General features: G+C 65.2%; 14 protein-coding genes. 5 read left to right on the forward strand and 9 right to left on the reverse strand.

Annotated elements, in window-relative coordinates:
• Positions 1–62: 62 nt before the first annotated feature.
• From ALII_RS0111540 to acnA, 4 genes are all read right to left on the reverse strand, one after another.
• On the reverse strand, positions 63–830 hold the full coding sequence (locus ALII_RS0111540; RefSeq protein ID WP_024587467.1) for a heme ABC transporter permease: 768 nt from the start codon (positions 828–830) through the stop codon (positions 63–65).
• A gap of 78 nt (positions 831–908) precedes the next feature.
• Entirely contained in the window at positions 909–1,292 is a 384-nt protein-coding gene (locus ALII_RS0111545) for a DUF2794 domain-containing protein (protein ID WP_024587468.1), read from the reverse strand.
• 337 nt (positions 1,293–1,629) lie between these two features.
• Complete coding sequence (locus ALII_RS0111550) at positions 1,630–2,421, reverse strand: DUF1223 domain-containing protein (RefSeq protein WP_244437426.1); 792 nt, start codon at positions 2,419–2,421, stop codon at positions 1,630–1,632.
• Positions 2,422–2,616: 195 nt separating this feature from the next.
• Positions 2,617–5,310 (reverse strand): aconitate hydratase AcnA, encoded by a 2,694-nt coding sequence (gene acnA / locus ALII_RS0111555; RefSeq protein WP_024587470.1) that lies wholly within the window; start codon positions 5,308–5,310, stop codon positions 2,617–2,619.
• A gap of 260 nt (positions 5,311–5,570) precedes the next feature.
• On the opposite strand from acnA, the gene ccmA reads away from it, so the two are divergent.
• The 3 genes from ccmA to ALII_RS0111570 all read left to right on the forward strand — a co-directional run bounded on the left by ccmA (position 5,571) and on the right by ALII_RS0111570 (position 8,893).
• Positions 5,571–6,176 (forward strand): heme ABC exporter ATP-binding protein CcmA, encoded by a 606-nt coding sequence (gene ccmA / locus ALII_RS0111560; RefSeq protein ID WP_024587471.1) that lies wholly within the window; start codon positions 5,571–5,573, stop codon positions 6,174–6,176.
• A gap of 178 nt (positions 6,177–6,354) precedes the next feature.
• Positions 6,355–8,424 carry a membrane protein gene (locus tag ALII_RS0111565; protein WP_024587472.1) on the forward strand — a complete coding sequence of 690 codons (2,070 nt, stop codon included), beginning with the start codon at positions 6,355–6,357 and terminating at the stop codon, positions 8,422–8,424.
• Positions 8,425–8,500: 76 nt separating this feature from the next.
• Positions 8,501–8,893, forward strand: a complete 393-nt coding sequence (locus ALII_RS0111570; protein WP_024587473.1) for a VOC family protein — start codon at positions 8,501–8,503, stop codon at positions 8,891–8,893.
• A gap of 322 nt (positions 8,894–9,215) precedes the next feature.
• Here the strand turns inward: ALII_RS0111570 and ALII_RS0111575 are convergent, their stop codons facing one another.
• The gene (locus ALII_RS0111575) at positions 9,216–9,728 is read right to left on the reverse strand and encodes an N-acetyltransferase (RefSeq protein ID WP_024587474.1); all 513 of its coding nucleotides are present in this window, start codon (positions 9,726–9,728) and stop codon (positions 9,216–9,218) included.
• Positions 9,729–10,129: 401 nt separating this feature from the next.
• Here ALII_RS0111575 and ALII_RS0111585 point away from each other — a divergent pair, with 401 nt between their 5' ends.
• Complete coding sequence (locus tag ALII_RS0111585; RefSeq protein ID WP_024587476.1) at positions 10,130–11,119, forward strand: glutathione S-transferase family protein; 990 nt, start codon at positions 10,130–10,132, stop codon at positions 11,117–11,119.
• Between the two features lie 22 nt (positions 11,120–11,141).
• Here ALII_RS0111585 and ALII_RS0111590 read toward each other — a convergent pair whose 3' ends face one another.
• The 3 genes from ALII_RS0111590 to ALII_RS0111600 form a co-directional block, all read right to left on the reverse strand.
• Positions 11,142–11,909 carry a L,D-transpeptidase gene (locus tag ALII_RS0111590; protein WP_024587477.1) on the reverse strand — a complete coding sequence of 256 codons (768 nt, stop codon included), beginning with the start codon at positions 11,907–11,909 and terminating at the stop codon, positions 11,142–11,144.
• 200 nt (positions 11,910–12,109) lie between these two features.
• Positions 12,110–13,018 (reverse strand): cation diffusion facilitator family transporter, encoded by a 909-nt coding sequence (locus ALII_RS0111595; protein ID WP_024587478.1) that lies wholly within the window; start codon positions 13,016–13,018, stop codon positions 12,110–12,112.
• A gap of 180 nt (positions 13,019–13,198) precedes the next feature.
• A complete protein-coding gene (locus ALII_RS0111600; RefSeq protein ID WP_024587479.1) occupies positions 13,199–15,388 on the reverse strand; it encodes an anthranilate synthase in 2,190 nt (729 codons plus the stop codon).
• 286 nt (positions 15,389–15,674) lie between these two features.
• Between ALII_RS0111600 and cueR the strand changes: the two genes are divergently transcribed.
• Positions 15,675–16,067: a Cu(I)-responsive transcriptional regulator gene (cueR, locus tag ALII_RS0111605; RefSeq protein WP_024587480.1), complete on the forward strand. Its 393-nt coding sequence runs from the start codon at positions 15,675–15,677 to the stop codon at positions 16,065–16,067.
• On the opposite strand, the gene ALII_RS0111610 is transcribed toward cueR, so the two are convergent.
• The gene (locus tag ALII_RS0111610) at positions 16,007–16,771 is read right to left on the reverse strand and encodes a phosphatase PAP2 family protein (protein WP_024587481.1); all 765 of its coding nucleotides are present in this window, start codon (positions 16,769–16,771) and stop codon (positions 16,007–16,009) included. The two genes, cueR and ALII_RS0111610, sit on opposite strands and share 61 nt — an antisense overlap.
• Between the last annotated feature and the right edge of the window lie 227 nt (positions 16,772–16,998).

The following is a 16,998-nucleotide window of genomic DNA, read 5'->3' on the forward strand; positions in this document are numbered from 1 at the left end:
CCCTCCCCCTTGTGGGGAGGGATACAGGGTGGGGGTCCCCATTCGCAAAAACCCGATTCCGTTCAAACCCGCACCTCCGCATCCGCCCGCCGCGCTGCCAGCCGGCGCATGGCGGCGACCCGGCGGCGCCAGATTTCGGTGCGCATCGCGGTCAGATGAAAGGCAAGGAAGAGCACCGTGAAGCCGAGCGCCATGACCAGCAGCGGCCACAGCATCGAGGAATGGATCGTCGGCCCGTCGAGGCGGATGACGGAGGCCGGCTGGTGCAGCGTGTTCCACCAGTCGACCGAGAACTTGATGATCGGGATGTTGACGAAGCCGACCAGCGTGACGATTGCAGCCGCCTTGGCAGACCGTCCCGGATCGTCGAGCGCGCGGGTCAGCGCGATGATGCCGAGATACATGAGGAAGAGGACGAAGACGGAGGTGAGCCGCGCGTCCCAGACCCACCACGTGCCCCACATCGGCTTGCCCCAGATCGAGCCGGTGGCGAGCGCGAGCAGCGTGAAGGCGGCGCCGAGCGGCGCGGCCGCCTTGAGCGCGACGTCGGCCAGCGGATGGCGCCAGACGAGCGTGCCGAGCGCCGAAACCGCCATCAGCGAATAGCACATCATGGCAAGCCACGCGAAGGGCACGTGGATATACATGATCCGCACGGTGATGCCCTGCTGGTAGTCCTCCGGCGCGGAAAAGCTCAGGACGAGGCCGACGGCCAGCGTTGCCGCCGCCAGTCCGTAGATCCACGGAAGCAGGCGGTCGACGATGCCAATGAACCGCGTCGGATTGGCGATATCGGTCAATCTGGCTTGAGGGGCGCTCGTTTCGCTCATCGCTTCCAGATAAACCGCGGCGGTCGGCCGTGCAATCGCCGCATGATCACGCCCGTGTGCGTGAGTTCGTCGCGCGCCTCAGGCGCCGACGAGCTTCAGCTTGGAATCGAAGACGTTCAGGACGCGTGGCAGTTCGTGTCCGCGTTTCAGGATGGCTCCGTTCGCGGCCACGACCGAGAACGCACCCTGCTTGCGCGCCAGAGCCGGCGTCTTCACGATCTGGAAGAGCGGAACTTCGCTCGTTCGCCGAAAGACCGAGAACAGCGCCTTGTCCTTGAGATGGTCGATGGCATAGTCCCGCCATTCGCCGGCGGCGACCATGCGGCTGTAGAGACGCAGGATCAGGTCGAGTTCGAGACGGTGGAAGGTGACGGGAAGCTCCATGCGCTCGCGGCGGGCCTCATGAAGCGGGATGAGTATTGCGGAGGAATCGATGCCTCCGCCAAATCCGCCATCGGTCATCGGCGAACCTCCTCGTGACAGTTTCGCGACGAGGAAGGGTCGCGCGGGCGGCTGGAGATTGCAAGGCCAAATGTACTGTTGCCCGGCAGTCACACTGCTTTCACGACGCGGGACAGTCTGTCCGAATTGGTGATGACAGGGCATAATTTCGCCACAATTAATCCCATTTGCGGCCCCAATCCGGGGACAGTCTGCAGCCGTTGCCTGAGACGGTTCGGTCCGACCCGGTTTCCGTAACCCCAAGCCCCCCGCCCACGGGGCCGACGTCGGATCGAACCAACTCCGGTCAACAATCCCCGGAAATCAACCTCTGAAAATCAATGCAGTCGCGGTCGGGTCAGGAGCCCCGCTGATGATGGATCATCGCCGCGCCGCGGATCGTTCCCGGCAGCCCGTTGGCGTTGATCTCCTGCACGAGCACGGCCACGCCGCCGCTGCTCTTCTTCTGCACCTCGTGCAGGGGCATCCGCAATTCCTGGCTCTCGCCCTGCCACATGCCCGCCGCGTGATAGGCGCGAACCGGGTGGACGTAGCTGTGCGTCTGGCCGCGATTCTTGCCCTGCGTGATCGCGACCTCCGCCCGTTCGTCGAAATAGACGATGACGATCGCGGCCTCGGCCGCCACCTTCCCGTCCCCGATCCCGATCAAAAGGCTGTCGTCATCGAAGGCGAGATCGACGTCGACCGGCAGCGAGTGGCCCATCTGTGCCCGACGCAAAGCCGATTCCACCCGAGCGGGCTTCGAGCCCTTCACGTCGATCGAGCCATTGACCACGATCTGGGGCGTATAGACCGAACGGTTGCCGAACATGCGCGAATAGTCACGCTGGCGTTCGGTGTTCTCCGGCCGGGCGAGCGTGTCCTTCCAGCCCAGATAGTCCCAATAATCGACATGGAAGGCGAGCGCGACGACGTCGCCCCGCTCCGCCAGTTCGCCCAGCAGCGAATCGGCGTTCGGGCAGGAATTGCATCCCTGGCTGGTGAAAAGCTCGACGACGGCGACGGGCCGTTCGACATCCGGCGTAGCCGATGCCGCAAATGCTCCAAGGCTGGCTATCGCAAAGGCGATGAGCCCGAATGCGCGTCGCTTGCCCATGATCGTTCCGGTTGCGAGCGGTCGAGCCGACATGGCACCGCCCTTGAGGGATAAGGTTAGGCCCGCGCGAAGGTCAACGGAAAGTCACGTTGCGGTGAAAGTTTTGCGCCAAACGACGTCAAATGACACCGTTTTTCGTGTGTTCTCGGCGTTTTGGCGCGCGCAACGAAAAAACCGGGGCGCGAGGCCCCGGTTTCGATCACGCGAGCTTGATGGTCGCGCGGATGGTCAGGCGGCGAGATCGCGCAGCACGTAGTGCAGGATGCCGCCATTCTTGAAGTAGTCGAGCTCGTCGAGCGTATCGATGCGGCACCAGACCGGAACGTCCTTCACGGAACCATCCGCATAGGTGATCTTCGCGGTCATGAGCTGGCGCGGCTTGATCTGGTCGAGCCCCTCGATGGTGACGGTCTCGTCGCCCTTCAGGTTCAGGTCCTTCCAGCTCGTGCCGTCCTCGAGGCAGAACGGGATGACGCCCATGCCGACGAGGTTGGAGCGGTGGATGCGCTCGAAGGACTGGGCGATGACGGCGCGCACGCCGAGCAGGTTGGTGCCCTTGGCCGCCCAGTCGCGCGAGGAGCCGTTGCCGTATTCGATGCCGGCGAAGACGACGAGCGGCACGCCCTCGGCCTTGTACTGCATGGCCGCGTCGTAGATCGACATCTCCTCCTTCGAGGGATAGTGGATCGTGTAGCCGCCCTCGCGCCCGTTCTCGCCCAGCATGTGGTTGCGGATGCGGATGTTGGCGAAGGTGCCGCGCATCATCACTTCATGATTGCCGCGGCGCGTACCGTACTGGTTGAAGTCGGCGACGCCGACGCCATGCTCGGTAAGGTAAGCGCCCGCAGGCGACGCCGCCTTGATCGAACCGGCCGGCGAGATGTGGTCGGTGGTGATCTTGTCGCCGAAGAGGCCGAGCACGCGCGCTCCGGCGATCGGGGCGATCGAGCCACCTGCCTTCTTCCCCATGCCCTCGAAATAGGGCGGGTTCTGCACGTAGGTCGAATCGTCGTCCCAAGTGTAGGTCTGGCCCGACGGCGCCTGCACCTTCTGCCAGTTCTCGTCGCCCTTGAAGACGTCGGCATATTTCGACGCGAAGAGTTCGCGGGTGACGTTCCGCGCGATGAAGTCCTGGATCTCCGCCGAGGTCGGCCAGATGTCCTTCAGGAACACGTCCTTGCCGTCCTTGTCCTGGCCGAGCGGCTCCGACGTCAGGTCCTTGGTGACCGTGCCGGCGAGCGCATAGGCGACGACGAGCGGCGGCGAGGCGAGGTAGTTCGCCTGCACGTCCGGCGAGACGCGGCCCTCGAAATTGCGGTTGCCCGACAGGACGGCCGCGGCGATGAGGCCCTTCTCGTTGATCGTCTTGGAAATCGGCGCCGGCAGCGGACCGGAATTTCCGATGCAGGTCGTGCAGCCGAAGCCGACGAGGTTGAAGCCGATCTGGTCGAGTTCGGTCTGAAGGCCGGCGCGCTCGAGATATTCGGCGACGACCTGGGAGCCCGGCGCGAGCGAGGTCTTGACCCACGGCTTCTGCTTCAGGCCGAGCCGGTTGGCGTTGCGCGCCAGAAGGCCGGCGGCGATCAGCACCGACGGGTTGGAGGTGTTGGTGCAGGACGTGATCGCCGCGATGGCGACGTCGCCATGGCCGATCTCGTATTCCTCGCCCTCGACCGCGTAGCGGCGGTCGGTGTCGACGGTCTTCTTGTATTCGCCGCCGAGCGCCTCGGCGAAGCCGGAGGCGATGCCTTCCAGCGCGACGCGGCCCTCGGGGCGCTTCGGGCCGGCCATCGACGGGACGACGGTGCCCATGTCGAGTTCGAGCGTGTCGGTGAAGACGAGGTCGGAGCCGTCGCCGTCGCGCCACATGCCCTGCGCCTTCGAATAGGCCTCGACCAGCGCGATGCGGTGCTCGTCGCGGCCAGACATGGTCAGGTAGTTGACCGTCTCGCCGTCGACCGGGAAGAAGCCGCAGGTGGCGCCATATTCGGGGCCCATGTTTCCGATCGTCGCACGGTCGGCGAGCGTCATGTTGTCGAGGCCGGAACCGTAGAATTCGACGAACTTGCCGACGACGCCCTTCTTGCGCAGCATCTGCACGACGGTGAGCACGAGGTCGGTCGCGGTGACGCCTTCCCTGAGCTTGCCGGTCAGCTTGAAGCCGATGACTTCCGGCAGGAGCATCGAGACGGGCTGGCCGAGCATCGCGGCCTCGGCCTCGATACCGCCCACGCCCCAGCCGAGAACGCCGAGGCCGTTGATCATGGTCGTGTGGCTGTCGGTGCCGACGCAGGTGTCGGGATAGGCGATGGTCTCGCCGTCCTCTTCCTTCGTCCAGACCGTCTGGCCGAGATATTCGAGATTGACCTGGTGGCAGATGCCGGTGCCGGGCGGCACGACGCGGAAATTGTCGAACGCCTGCTGGCCCCACTTCAGGAACTTGTAGCGCTCTTCGTTGCGCTGGTATTCGAGCTCGACATTGCGGGCAAACGCCATCGGCGTGCCGAACTCGTCGACGATGACCGAGTGGTCGATGACGAGGTCGACGGGGACGAGCGGGTTGATCTTCTCCGGGTCGCCGCCGAGCGCGACCATCGCATCGCGCATCGCGGCGAGGTCAACGACGGCCGGAACGCCGGTGAAGTCCTGCATCAGGACGCGCGCCGGGCGATAGGCGATCTCGACGCCGGCCGTGCCCTTGTCGTTCAGCCACTCGGCGACGGCCTGGATCGCTTCCTTCGTGACGGTGCGGCCGTCCTCGTTGCGCAGCAGGTTTTCGAGCAGCACCTTCATCGAATAGGGCAGCTTGGAAACGCCCTTAAGGCCGTTATTCTCGGCTTCGATCAGGTTGTAGTAGGTGTATTGCGTGCCCTGCACGTCGAGCGTACGGCGGCAATTGAAGCTGTCGAGAGATTTTGACACGTGCGTTCCCTAACTGTCGGTGCCGATGGGGGACGAACGCCAGTGTGCATCACGCGCAAAGGTGCGGGTACGGTCATTTCCGCTGTCCGTCACCTCGCAACCGGGCCGTTCAAGGCGGCGCGCATGCTGGTTCGGCCAAAATGATCTGCACGCCGACCGCTGGCGTGGTTGCCGGTTCTATAGAGAATTTCGTAGAAGAGTTCTAGAGAGCGGCGGGGCAAAATTCGCCGCAAAGATAGATATTTGGCAGGGGGTCCGCCATGCGGCTCGTGGCAACAGGGCTGAGCGGCGAACGGGCCGGCGAACACGTGTTCGGCCCGCTCGACTTCGCGATTTCGGCCGGCGAGGCGCTTGTCGTCACCGGCGAGAACGGCTCGGGCAAATCGACCCTCCTGCGCGTCGTCGCCGGGCTTCTCGCGCCGTCGGCGGGAAGTGTTTCGCTCGAAGGCGCCGGCGAGGAGACGATCGCGTCCTCGGGGCATTATCTCGGCCACCAGAACGCGATGAAGACGGCGCTCACCGTCGAGGAAAACCTCAAATTCTGGCGCGACTTCGAGGGCGAGCCGCATTTGGAAATCGACGAGGCCCTGGACATGGTCGGCCTGCCCGACATCGGCCACCTCCCCTTCGGCTATCTTTCGACCGGCCAGAAGCGCCGGGCGTCGATCGCGCGCCTGCTGGTAAGCTATCGCCCGGTCTGGCTGCTGGACGAGCCGACGGCGGGGCTCGACGCGCGTTCGGAACGGCAATTCGCGGGGCTGATGGCGGCGCATCTGGAGGATGGCGGGCTGATCATGGCCGCGACGCACGTGCCGCTGGGAATTGCGGGGGCTTGGGAGATGGTGATGGGCGGCGCTGACGCATGACGCAGCGCAAGCACCCCCACTCCGTCCGCCTTCGGCGGCCACCTCTCCCCCTTCCCGGGGGAGAGGAAATGCGCTGCCGCATCGTCGGCGTTTTTCCAGCTTGGCTTCCTCTCCCCCGGGCAGGGGGAGAGGTGGCCCGAAGGGACGGAGTGGGGGTGCTTCGCGACGGTAACCGCCCATGAACTGGTCCCTCGCCTTCGAGCCCCTCCTCGCCTGGCCGTGGCTCGCCGCGCTGCTGTTGCCCGTCGCAGCGCTCGTCGCCTGGGGACTGTTCGCCCGGCAGCGGGGCGCCTGGGTGCGGCTGGCGGCGATGGCGGCGTTGGCGCTGGCGCTGATCAATCCGGTCCTGCTGGACGAGGAGCGCGAGCCGCTGAAGAGCGTCGTCGCGCTCGTCGTGGACCGCAGCCAGAGCCAGGAGATCGGCGACCGGCGGGCGACCACCGACCGGGCGCTGGAGGAGATGCAGGCGCGGCTGGCGCGGTTCGACCAGTACGACGTGCGCGTGGTCGAGACCGGCCAGGCGGACGCCGCCGACGACCGCACGCAGACGCGGCTCTTCGGCGCGCTGGATTCGGCGCTGCGCGACGTCGCGCCCTCGCGCGTCGGCGGTGCGATCATGATCACCGACGGACAGGTGCACGACGTGCCGGAGAGCCCTGGCTTTTCCGGTCCGCTCCATGCGCTGGTGACCGGCGAGGAGGACGAGTTCGACCGGCGCATCCGCTTCGAGCGCGCGCCGCGCTTCGGTATCGTCGACCGGCCGGTGACCATGAGCTACCGGGTGCTGTCGACCGACGGCGCGAGCGGGCCGGTCGAGGTGACCGTGCGCGTCAATGGCGAGCATGTGGTGCGCCAGACGGCAGTGATCGGCGAGGAGACCGAGGTCGACATCGTCATCCCCAATGCCGGGCGCAACATCGTCGAATTGGAATTCCCGGTGGCCGAAGGCGAACTGACGGCGACCAACAACCAGACCATCGCGATCCTCGACGGCATCCGCGAGAATCTGCGCGTGCTGCTCGTATCCGGCGAACCGCATGCCGGCGAGCGGACTTGGCGCAACCTTTTGAAATCCGATGCGGCGGTGGACCTCGTCCACTTCACCATCCTGCGCCCGCCCGAAAAGCAGGACGGCACGCCGATCAACGAACTCTCGCTGATCGCGTTTCCGACGCGCGAATTGTTCGTCGACCGGATCAACGATTTCGACCTGATCATCTTCGACCGCTACCAGCACCGCGACGTGCTGCCGATCCTCTATTACGACTACATCGCCGAATATGTGGAGAATGGCGGCGCGCTGCTGATCGCGGCGGGGCCGGAATATGCCGGCAACCAGTCGATCTCGCGCACACCGCTGATGGCGGCGCTACCGGCGATGCCGACTGGCGAGGTGGTGGAACAGGCGTTCTTCCCGCGCCTGACGGAAACCGGCGAGCGCCATCCGGTGACGCGCGGGCTCGAAGGCTCGGGCCAGGAGCCGCCGCAATGGAGCCGCTGGTTCCGCCAGATCGGCATCGAGCGGCCGCAGGGCGAGGTGGTGATGCAGGGCGCGGACGACATGCCGCTGCTGCTGCTCGACCGGCAAGGCGAAGGCCGCGTCGGCATGCTTTTGTCCGACCATGGCTGGCTGTGGGCGCGCGGCTTCGAGGGCGGCGGCCCGCATGTCTCGCTCTATCGCCGCATGGCGCACTGGCTGATGAAGGAGCCCGAACTCGAAGAGGAACGGCTGACGGCGAATGCGCGCGGCATGACGCTCGAGATCGAACGCCAGACGATGGAGGACGAGGCCGGCGAGGCGAGCGTGACGACGCCTTCGGGCGAGACGCTGACCGTGCCGCTGACGGCCGGTGCGCCGGGCACGTTCGACGGGACGGTTGAGACCGACGAGATCGGGCTCTACAGGATCGCCAATGGCGACCTGGAAACGCTGGCCCATGTCGGGCCGGTCAACGCGCCGGAATTCACCGACACGGTGTCGACGACGGAAAAGCTGCAGCCGGTGGCCGATGCCAGCGGCGGCACGGTGCGGCGCATCGAGGCCGGGATGACCGGCGCGCTCGATTTGCCGAACATCGTGCCGATCCGCCCCGGCGCGGATGCGGACGGGCGCGGCTGGGTCGGGTTGCAGACGACGAATGACAGCGTGCTGCGCTCGGTCTCGCGCGTGCCGCTCTTCGCCGGCTTCTTCGGACTGGCGCTGCTGCTCTTCGCCTTCGGCGCGACCTGGTATCGCGAGGGGCGCTGAATTTTTCAGATGTCCGCTGTCGGGATCGGGTGTGACCGGCCGTCCTATGCGCAGACATCAATCAGGGAGCTTTTCCATGCGCATGATCTTCGTCAATCTGCCGATCAAGGACCTCGCCGCCAGCCGCGCCTTCTTCTCTGCGCTCGGCTATACGTTCAACGAGGAGTTCTCCGACGACACGGCTGCCTGCATGGTGGTCGCCGACAACATCTTCGTGATGCTGCTCACCCATGAGAAGTTCAAGGGCTTCATCAATGGCGAGATGGCCGACGGTCACAAGGTGACGGAGGTGCTGACGGCGCTTTCGGCCGACAGCCGGCAGGAGGTGGACGACATTCTCGCCAAGGCACTGAAGGCCGGCGCCAAGCCGTGGAAGCCGGTGATGGACATGGGCTTCATGTATGGGTGTTCGTTCCAGGATCTGGACGGGCATGTGTGGGAATATGTGTTCATGGAGCAGGCGGCTTAGGGCTGCCTGATCCGGAAAACTAGCGGCAGACCCCCACTCCGTCGCGCTTCGCGCGCCACCTCTCCCCCTCAAAAGGGGAGAGGAAATGGCTGCCGTGACGGCGGCGCATTTCCAGGCTGGTGTCCTCTCCTTACGCGGGATGGAAGAGAGGGTGCGGCAGACCCCCACTCCGGTCCTGCGGACCACCTCTCCCCCTCAAAAGGGGAGAGGAAACCAAGCTGGAAAAGCGCTTACATCGCGGCAGCGAGTTCCTCTCCCCTTTTGAGGGGGAGAGGTGGTCCGAAGGACCGGAGTGGGGGTCTGCCGTAACGGTCAGGATCTTCTAAGCCCCAGCCACATCCGCATGGCTGATCGCGCCATGTAGCGAAGCCGCCCCTCCCGGCACCAGTTCCAGCACCAGAAGCCGCGCCGGGTCGACCGGCCAGGGCATGGTCATCGTTCCCGGCTTGACCGGGACATAGCCGAGCGGGCCGTAATAGGGCGCGTCGCCGACGAGGACGATGGCGCGGGCGCCCCTGGACTTCGCTGCGTCGGCAGCCATCGCCATGAGCTTGCGGCCGATGCCGAGATTCTTCCAAGACGGGCGTACGGCGAGCGGGCCGAGGAGCATGGCGCGGCCTTCGCCGACCGCGATCGGCGTCAGGCGCACCGAGGCGATGACGTGGCCGTTTTCGGTGGCGACGAAGGAGAGGTCGCGCACGTGCGGCCCGCCTTCGCGGATCTTGTGGGCGGCGCGGGTGAAGCGGCCGGGGCCGAACGCTTCGGCGTTGATCTCTTCGATTTCAGCGTCGTGGGATGGCAGTTCCGGCGCGTAGGCGACGTCGGCAAGGGTCATGGCGGGATTTCCGGATCGGCGTTGGGAAAGGCAGGGCGGAATGGCGTCAGCCATCGTCCGCGCTTACGCGCGGGTGCTCTTTCGTCGTCGCTCGATGCGGATGGTCGGCATGGATTTCCCCCGGAGATTCGCTGCTAGCATGAGAATGGAGGGGCGTCTATCGGGATTTGGGGTGAGCGGAAGCGTCATCCCGGCCGAAGTCCGAGCAAAGCGAGGCGAGAGCCGGGAACCATTCCGTGCGGTCGACGATCACGGAATGGTTCCCGGATAGCCGCCCGTCGCTTCGCGCCGAGGCGGCTTCCGGGATGACGCCAAGGCAGGTATTGACGATCTGTTCAATGCGCAAAGTTTGGCACCGCCCGCCCCCTGCCCTAACTCTTGGTCAACAAGAGGAGATACGCATGGGACTTCTGGTCGACGGCAAATGGCAGGACAAGTGGTACGACACGTCCAAGACGGGCGGGCGCTTCGAGCGGTCGCAGTCGCAGTGGCGCGACTGGGTGACGGTCGATGGCGAACCGGCTGAAGGGCGCACGCGCGGCTTCAAGGCCGAGCCCGGCCGCTACCATCTCTACGTCTCGCTCGCCTGCCCCTGGGCGCATCGGACGCTGATCTTTCGCAAGTTGAAGAAGCTCGAGGACGTGATCTCGGTCTCCGTCGTCCACCATTTCATGGGTGAGAACGGCTGGACTTTTCTGACGGACGAGGCGGCGACCGGCGACGATCTCTATGGGCACGACTTCCTGCACCAGATCTACACCAAGGCCGACCCGAACTACTCGGGACGCGTGACGGTGCCGGTCCTATGGGACAAGAAGGAAGAGACGATCGTCTCCAACGAGAGCGCGGAGATCATCCGCATGCTGAACTCCGCCTTCGACGAATGGGGCGACGGACGGCTCGATTTTTATCCCGAAGAGTTGCGCGGCGAGATCGATGCGGTGAACGCGCGCGTCTACGACGCGATCAACAACGGCGTCTACAAGGCCGGCTTCGCCACGAAGCAGGAGGCGTATGAGGAGGCGTTCGACGATCTCTTCGCGGCGCTGGACGAGATGGAAGCGCGGCTCTCACGCCAGCGCTACATCGCCGGAAACGTGTTGACCGAAGCCGACTGGCGGCTGTTCACGACGCTGGTGCGCTTCGATGCGGTCTACTATTCGCACTTCAAGTGCAACGAGCGCCGTATCGAGGACTACGCCAACCTTTCCAACTATTTGCGCGAGCTTTATCAGGTTCCGGGCGTGGCGGAGACGGTGAACATGCACCACATCAAGAGCCACTATTACGGCAGCCACGAAACGATCAATCCGACGCGGATCGTGCCCAAGGGGCCGGAACTCGACTTCGCCCGGCCGCATGACCGGGCGAAGCTGAAGAAGGCGGCCTGACGGAGGCGCCAGGCCGCGCCGATCAGATTTCGATCATCGGGTTCTGATCCTGCCGCTGCGGGATTTCGAGCTGGCGGCGGATGGACTCGGGGACTTCGCGCTGCGGGAACATCAACGGCTCGTTCTGGAGCACCAGGACGGGCGTATCGATCGCGACGCGGGCGTAGAGATCGATGATGTCCTGGTTGAACAGACGGATGCAACCCGAGGAAACCGCGAGGCCGATCGACCACGGCTCCGACGTTCCGTGGATGCGGTAGAGCGTGTCGCGGCCACCCTCGAACAGGTAGAGCGCGCGCGGCCCGAGCGGGTTTTCGAGGCCGGGGGGCATGCCGCCGGCCCACTGGGCGTTGCGGCCGGGTTCGCGCTCGATCATCGCGGCAGTCGGGGTCCAGGTCGGCCACTGCGCCTTACGGGCGACACGGGCCTCACCCTCGAATTCGAGGCCGGCACGGCCGACGCCGATGCCGTAGCGCATCGCCATCCCGCCTTCCTGGACGAGGTAGAGGAAGCGGTTCTGCGTGTCGACGACGATGGTGCCGGCGCGCTCGGAACGGTGATAGCGAACCTGCTGGCGGAAGAAGCGCTCCTCGACATTCGAGATGTCGATGGCCGGAAGCGGAAAGCGCTCGTTCGGCTGCGGGCCGTACATGGCGAGGAAATAGGGATCAGGACCGGGCTTCACCGCCTCGATGGCGCTGGTCGAGGACATGCAGCCCGAAAGGACCAGCGGCGCGACCGCGCCGAGGGAAGCGGCCTGAAAGAGGAAGCGACGTCGAGACACACACATGAATTGTTACCCATCACTGAATTCTTGAAGACGGACCGGCCGCCGAGACGACCAATAGCCTCTTGAATGGAAACGAAGTGTGGCGCCTGCCGGGACGAATTGCGGCGAAAACGAGTCCGGCCGACGTGTGTGTTGTTTGTGTCACAGGTTGAAATAGGGGGAAATGTGACGTGATCGGGGCGCGGTCGCGACGGCGCCGTTCAGGCGAAGGGCACCGCAGCGGTGCCGGGCGGAAGCTTCGCCTCGTGGTCCGGCTCGACATGGATGACGACACGGACCGAGGGGATTTCGTTTTCGAGTGCCGCCTCGATCCGGTCGCAGATCAAATGGCTGTCGCCGACCGACATGCCCGCATCGACGACCATGTGGAACTCGATGAAGGTGGCGCGGCCCGCGATGCGGGTCTTGAGGTCGTGGATTTCGAGCGCCCCTTGGGAATTGGCCGAGATCAGGTCGCGGATGCGCAGGTGGTTCTCATGGTCGACGGCCCGGTCCATCAAGCCGTCCAGCGAGGAGGCGATGACCTTCCAGCCCTGCCACAGGATGTTGAGCGCGACGACGAGCGCGAGCAGCGGATCGAGCATCCACCAGCCGGTGGCGATCGCGGCGAGCAGGCCGATCAGGACACCGAGCGAGGTGACGACGTCGGTCAGGATGTGGTGACCGTCGGCCGCCAGCGCCGGCGAGCGGTGCTCGCGGCCGTTGCGGATGAGAAGCCATGCCCAGAACCCGTTGACGCCGGCGGCAGCCGCATTGATGGCAAGTCCGAGGCTAGGCGCATCGAGCGGCACCGGATTCTGCCAGGCACGCCAGACCTCGGCGAGGATCAAGAGCGCGGCGACGACGATCAGCACGCCTTCGAGCACGGCGGAAAAGTATTCGGCCTTGTGGTGGCCGTATTGATGGTCGCGGTCGGCCGGCTTGTGGCTGACGGAGATGGCCCAGAAGGCGGCGAAGGCGGCGATGACGTTGACGATGGATTCGAGCGCGTCGGAGTAGAGCGCGACGGAGCCGGTGAGCCACCAGGCGACGAATTTCAGGCCCATGACGGCGAAGGCGACGACGATCGACCAGGCCGCGAGGCGGCGGATTTTTTGTTTGGGGGTCATGACGCAGATTGACAGGACAGCCCTCGACGTTGCCCCCCTCTGCCCTGCCGGGCATCTCCCCCGCAGGTGGGGAGATCACGCGCGCCAACCTTTGCGACTAGCTGATCTCCCCCCTCGCGGGGGAGATGTCCGGCAGGACAGAGGGGGGCGCGAAGGATTGCGAACGTCACGATATCGTCCCTAAGCCGCTTTCGTCTTCACCTTGCGCGGCAGATGCGCGACGACGTTTTCGATCATCCGCATGCCGGCATTCTGGCCGAGCGTCATGATGGATTCGGGGTGGAACTGCACGGCGGCGATCGGCTCGGACTTGTGCTCCAGCGCCATGATGACGCCGTCCTCGGTCTCGGCGGTGACGAGAAATTCGGGCGGCAGGCGCACCGGATCGGCGAAGATCGAGTGGTAGCGGCCGACGGTGACTTCCTTCGGCAGGCCGGAAAAGACGATGCCGGGCTTGGTCACGCGGATGCGCGACGGCTTGCCGTGCATCGGCTCGTGCAATTGGCGCAATTCGCCGCCATACGCCTCGGCGAGTGCCTGCAGCCCGAGGCAGACGCCGAAGATCGGCAGGTCGCGGGCGCGTGCCTTCCTGATCGTCGCCTTGCAGTCGAAATCCGACGGCATGCCGGGACCGGGCGAGAGGACGACGAGGTCGGGATCGACGCGGTCGAAGACTTCTTCCGGCACCGGCGAGCGGACGGTGGCGACCGTCGCGCCGGTCTGGCGGAAATAGTTCGCCAGCGTGTGGACGAAGCTGTCCTCATGGTCGACCAGCAGAATCGAGACCCCCTCGCCCACCTTGGCGCTTTCGCGCTGGGCGGCGGCGGAATTGCCGAGCGATGCCTCGCGGATCGCGGCCAGCATGGCGGAGGCCTTGAGTTCGGTCTCGGCCTCTTCCTCGGCCGGGTCGGAATCGTTGAGCAATGTCGCGCCGGCGCGGACCTCGGCGATGCCGTCCTTGATGCGGATGGTCCGCAGCGTGAGGCCGGTGTTCATGTCGCCGTTGAAATGCACCATGCCGATGGCGCCGCCATACCAGGCGCGCGGGCTCTTCTCGTTGGCTTCGAGGAAGCGCATGGCCCACAGCTTCGGCGCGCCGGTGACGGTGACGGCCCAGGCGTGGGAGAGGAACGCGTCGAACGCGTCCATGCCTTCGCGCAGGCGGCCCTCGATGTGGTCGACCGTGTGGATGAGGCGCGAATACATCTCGATCTGGCGCCGGCCGATGACGCGCACGGAGCCGGGTTCGCACACACGGCTCTTGTCGTTGCGATCGACGTCCGAGCACATGGTGAGCTCGGACTCATCCTTCTTGGAGTTGAGCAGCTTCAGGATCTGTTCGGAATCCGCGATCGCGTCCTCGCCGCGCTTGATCGTGCCCGAGATGGGGCAGGTCTCGACGCGGCGGCCCGAGACGCGCACGAACATCTCCGGCGAAGCGCCGATCAGATATTCGTTTTCGCCCAGATTGATGAAGAAGGAATAGGGCGACGGGTTGATCGCCTTGAGCTTGCGGCTGATCTCCGAGGGCTTGGAGACGCAGCGCTCCATGAACATCTGGCCCGGCACGACCTCGAACAAATCGCCGCGCCGGAAGCTTTCCTTGGCGCGGGTGACGAGGCCGGCATATTCGCCGGGCTCGTGGTCGGAGCGCGGCGGGACGGTGTCGGCCGGCTTGAAGAGCGCCTCGGCACCGCCGCGCGGCAGGCCCTCGGTGGAAAAGCCTGCGCCGGAAAAATCGTAGCGGTCGTGCCAGGCCTTGGCCTGATGATGGTCGACGACGAGGATTTCGTCGGGGAGGTAGAGGACGACGTCACGCTGGCTCTGCGGCCGGTCGAGCTTGAGCGCGACGGGGTCGAACTGGAAGGCGAGATCGTAGCCGAACGCGCCGTAGAGGCCGAGATTTGCGTCTTCCGGCGATTTGAACAGCGAGACGATGACGCGCAGGACGGAAAAGACGGTGGGAACGCGGGAGCGCTCCTCCTCGGCAAAGACGCGCGTCGGTTCGGCGACTGTAAGCGTGACGAGCGCGGGGGCGCGGACGAATTGAGTGACCTCGTCGAGCGCTTCAACGACAGGCGCGATGCCGTCGAGCAGCTTTTCGCCGCGCGCATTCAGCGCCTCGATGCGCATGTCGCGGCCACGCGCCGACACGACCAGCGGCGGATCGACGATCGCCGTGTCCCAGCGCGTATAGCGGCCCGGATATTCGTAATTGGAGGAAAAGACGCAGCCGCGGCGCGAATTCAGCGCGTCGACATAGGTCTCGATCGCGCCGACATAGGGCGTCTCGTGGCGCTGTCGGGTGACGGTGACGCCGCCCTCGGTGCGGTAGCGCTCCGCGCCGTTCTCCAGAAGCTCGGTGCTCATGATGTCCTTCCCCTCATCTGTCAGGTTCCGGATCGGCAGGTCCCAAAAAGACGAAGGCCGCCCGGAGAATTCCGTTGCGGCCAAACCTTTGAAACGCGCACGCAAGTGCTCATGGCCGCTGTTAGCGGGTCCACCACCACTTGTTCGTGTGCGAATGCGCGTTCATGGGAAATCTCATACAAACGATCCGCCGCCGCGGCAAGCGCGATTGTGTGGCTTGATCTTCCAGCGACTGGAAGGATTAGCGTGGCGCTCCTATCTCGAGGGTCGATCAGGAGTTGCCGCAATGAACATCGGAACCGCCGCCCGCCGCTCGGCCCTGCCGGCCAAGACGATCCGCTACTATGAGGAAATCGGCCTTTTGCGCCCGGCGCGGGCCGACAATGGCTATCGCGACTATTCGGATGCCGATATCCACCGGCTGAAATTCCTCCAGCGCGCGCGTGGGCTCGGCTTTTCGGTCGAGGAATGCCGGCAGTTGCTTTCGCTCTACGGCGATTCCCACCGGGCGAGCGCCGACGTGAAGGCGCTCGCGGCGACGAAGCTCGACCAGATCGAGCACAAGATCGCCGAGCTACAGAGCCTGAAGAAGACGCTGACGCATCTGGTCAGGACGTGTCACGGTGATGCGCGGCCCGACTGTCCGATCCTCGACGAGCTTTCCGGCGCCTCCGCCTGACCTCGCTTTCGCTCGCGGTAGAAGCGCAGGGCCGAGACGGTGAGCCAGGCGGCGCTCGCCCAAGCCGCGCCCATCGCCCAGCCGGCCACGACGTCGCTCGGCCAGTGGACGCCGAGATAAACGCGCGAGACGCCGATCATCAAGGTGAGCAAGATCGCGACGGCGAGGACGTAGACGCGCACGCGCAGATTGTCGACGAAGCGGACGATCAGCGAGCCGAGCGTCAGGTAGACGATGGCCGAAACCATCGCGTGGCCGGACGGGAAGCTCGGCGTGTGGGTGTTGACAAGGTGCTCGACGAGGTCGGGCCGCGGCCGCGCATAAAGCTCCTTCAGGAGGTGGCCGACCAGCGTTCCGGTTCCGATCGACAGGAAGGTATAGAGCGCGGGCCCGTATTTGCGCGAGACGACGAGGAAGCCGATGACGGCCGCCACCAGCACCAGGATGACGGTATAGCCGCCCAGCGCCGTGATCTCGGCCGCCGTTTCCTGCAGCCATTCCGGGCCGATCGGCGTGCCTCCGGGCGTGTGGAACCACAGGAAGATGCGCTCGTCGATGGCGTTGAGTTCGCCATCGTCGAGTTCGTCGGCGATCGACAGGAACAGCGAAATCCCCGCCGCCGCGATGGCGAAGATCGCCAGCGGCAGGAATGCGGTCTTGTGATCGCGCATGCCGCGCACGAGTTCGGTGATCGATCGGTTCATGACGCCCCTGGAGATTGCATGTGCCGATAAGGATGGGGCGGGGAAAAGGTTGCAGCAAGGGTGTGTGTGGGGGAAGTGGTGTCGGTTGAGACGACAGCGCAGTTTGGCTCGACTAGGCGGAAATCGGCTGTGCGCGTGGTCCTGAAATCTCAGTGCAGTACCCCCACCCCTTACCCATCCCCACAAGGAGGAGGGGGGCGCCGGCGTGGCGATTGTTCGTTAGATGA

The organism is Aliihoeflea sp. 2WW (genome assembly GCF_000497755.1).
In the GTDB taxonomy this organism is placed as follows: Bacteria; Pseudomonadota; Alphaproteobacteria; order Rhizobiales; family Rhizobiaceae; genus Aliihoeflea.

Excerpts from the sequence above, each read along its gene's own strand:
- ALII_RS0111545 (WP_024587468.1), bottom strand. The coding sequence starts at position 1,292 with ATGACCGATGGCGGATTTGGCGGAGGCATCGATTCCTCCGCAATACTC.
- ccmA (WP_024587471.1), top strand. The coding sequence starts at position 5,571 with ATGCGGCTCGTGGCAACAGGGCTGAGCGGCGAACGGGCCGGCGAACAC.
- ALII_RS0111590 (WP_024587477.1), bottom strand. The coding sequence starts at position 11,909 with ATGTGTGTGTCTCGACGTCGCTTCCTCTTTCAGGCCGCTTCCCTCGGC.
- ALII_RS0111575 (WP_024587474.1), bottom strand. The coding sequence starts at position 9,728 with ATGACCCTTGCCGACGTCGCCTACGCGCCGGAACTGCCATCCCACGAC.
- ALII_RS0111610 (WP_024587481.1), bottom strand. The coding sequence starts at position 16,771 with ATGAACCGATCGATCACCGAACTCGTGCGCGGCATGCGCGATCACAAG.
- ALII_RS0111600 (WP_024587479.1), bottom strand. The coding sequence starts at position 15,388 with ATGAGCACCGAGCTTCTGGAGAACGGCGCGGAGCGCTACCGCACCGAG.
- ALII_RS0111585 (WP_024587476.1), top strand. The coding sequence starts at position 10,130 with ATGGGACTTCTGGTCGACGGCAAATGGCAGGACAAGTGGTACGACACG.
- cueR (WP_024587480.1), top strand. The coding sequence starts at position 15,675 with ATGAACATCGGAACCGCCGCCCGCCGCTCGGCCCTGCCGGCCAAGACG.
- ALII_RS0111540 (WP_024587467.1), bottom strand. The coding sequence starts at position 830 with ATGAGCGAAACGAGCGCCCCTCAAGCCAGATTGACCGATATCGCCAAT.
- ALII_RS0111595 (WP_024587478.1), bottom strand. The coding sequence starts at position 13,018 with ATGACCCCCAAACAAAAAATCCGCCGCCTCGCGGCCTGGTCGATCGTC.
- ALII_RS0111565 (WP_024587472.1), top strand. The coding sequence starts at position 6,355 with ATGAACTGGTCCCTCGCCTTCGAGCCCCTCCTCGCCTGGCCGTGGCTC.
- ALII_RS0111570 (WP_024587473.1), top strand. The coding sequence starts at position 8,501 with ATGCGCATGATCTTCGTCAATCTGCCGATCAAGGACCTCGCCGCCAGC.
- ALII_RS0111550 (WP_244437426.1), bottom strand. The coding sequence starts at position 2,421 with ATGTCGGCTCGACCGCTCGCAACCGGAACGATCATGGGCAAGCGACGC.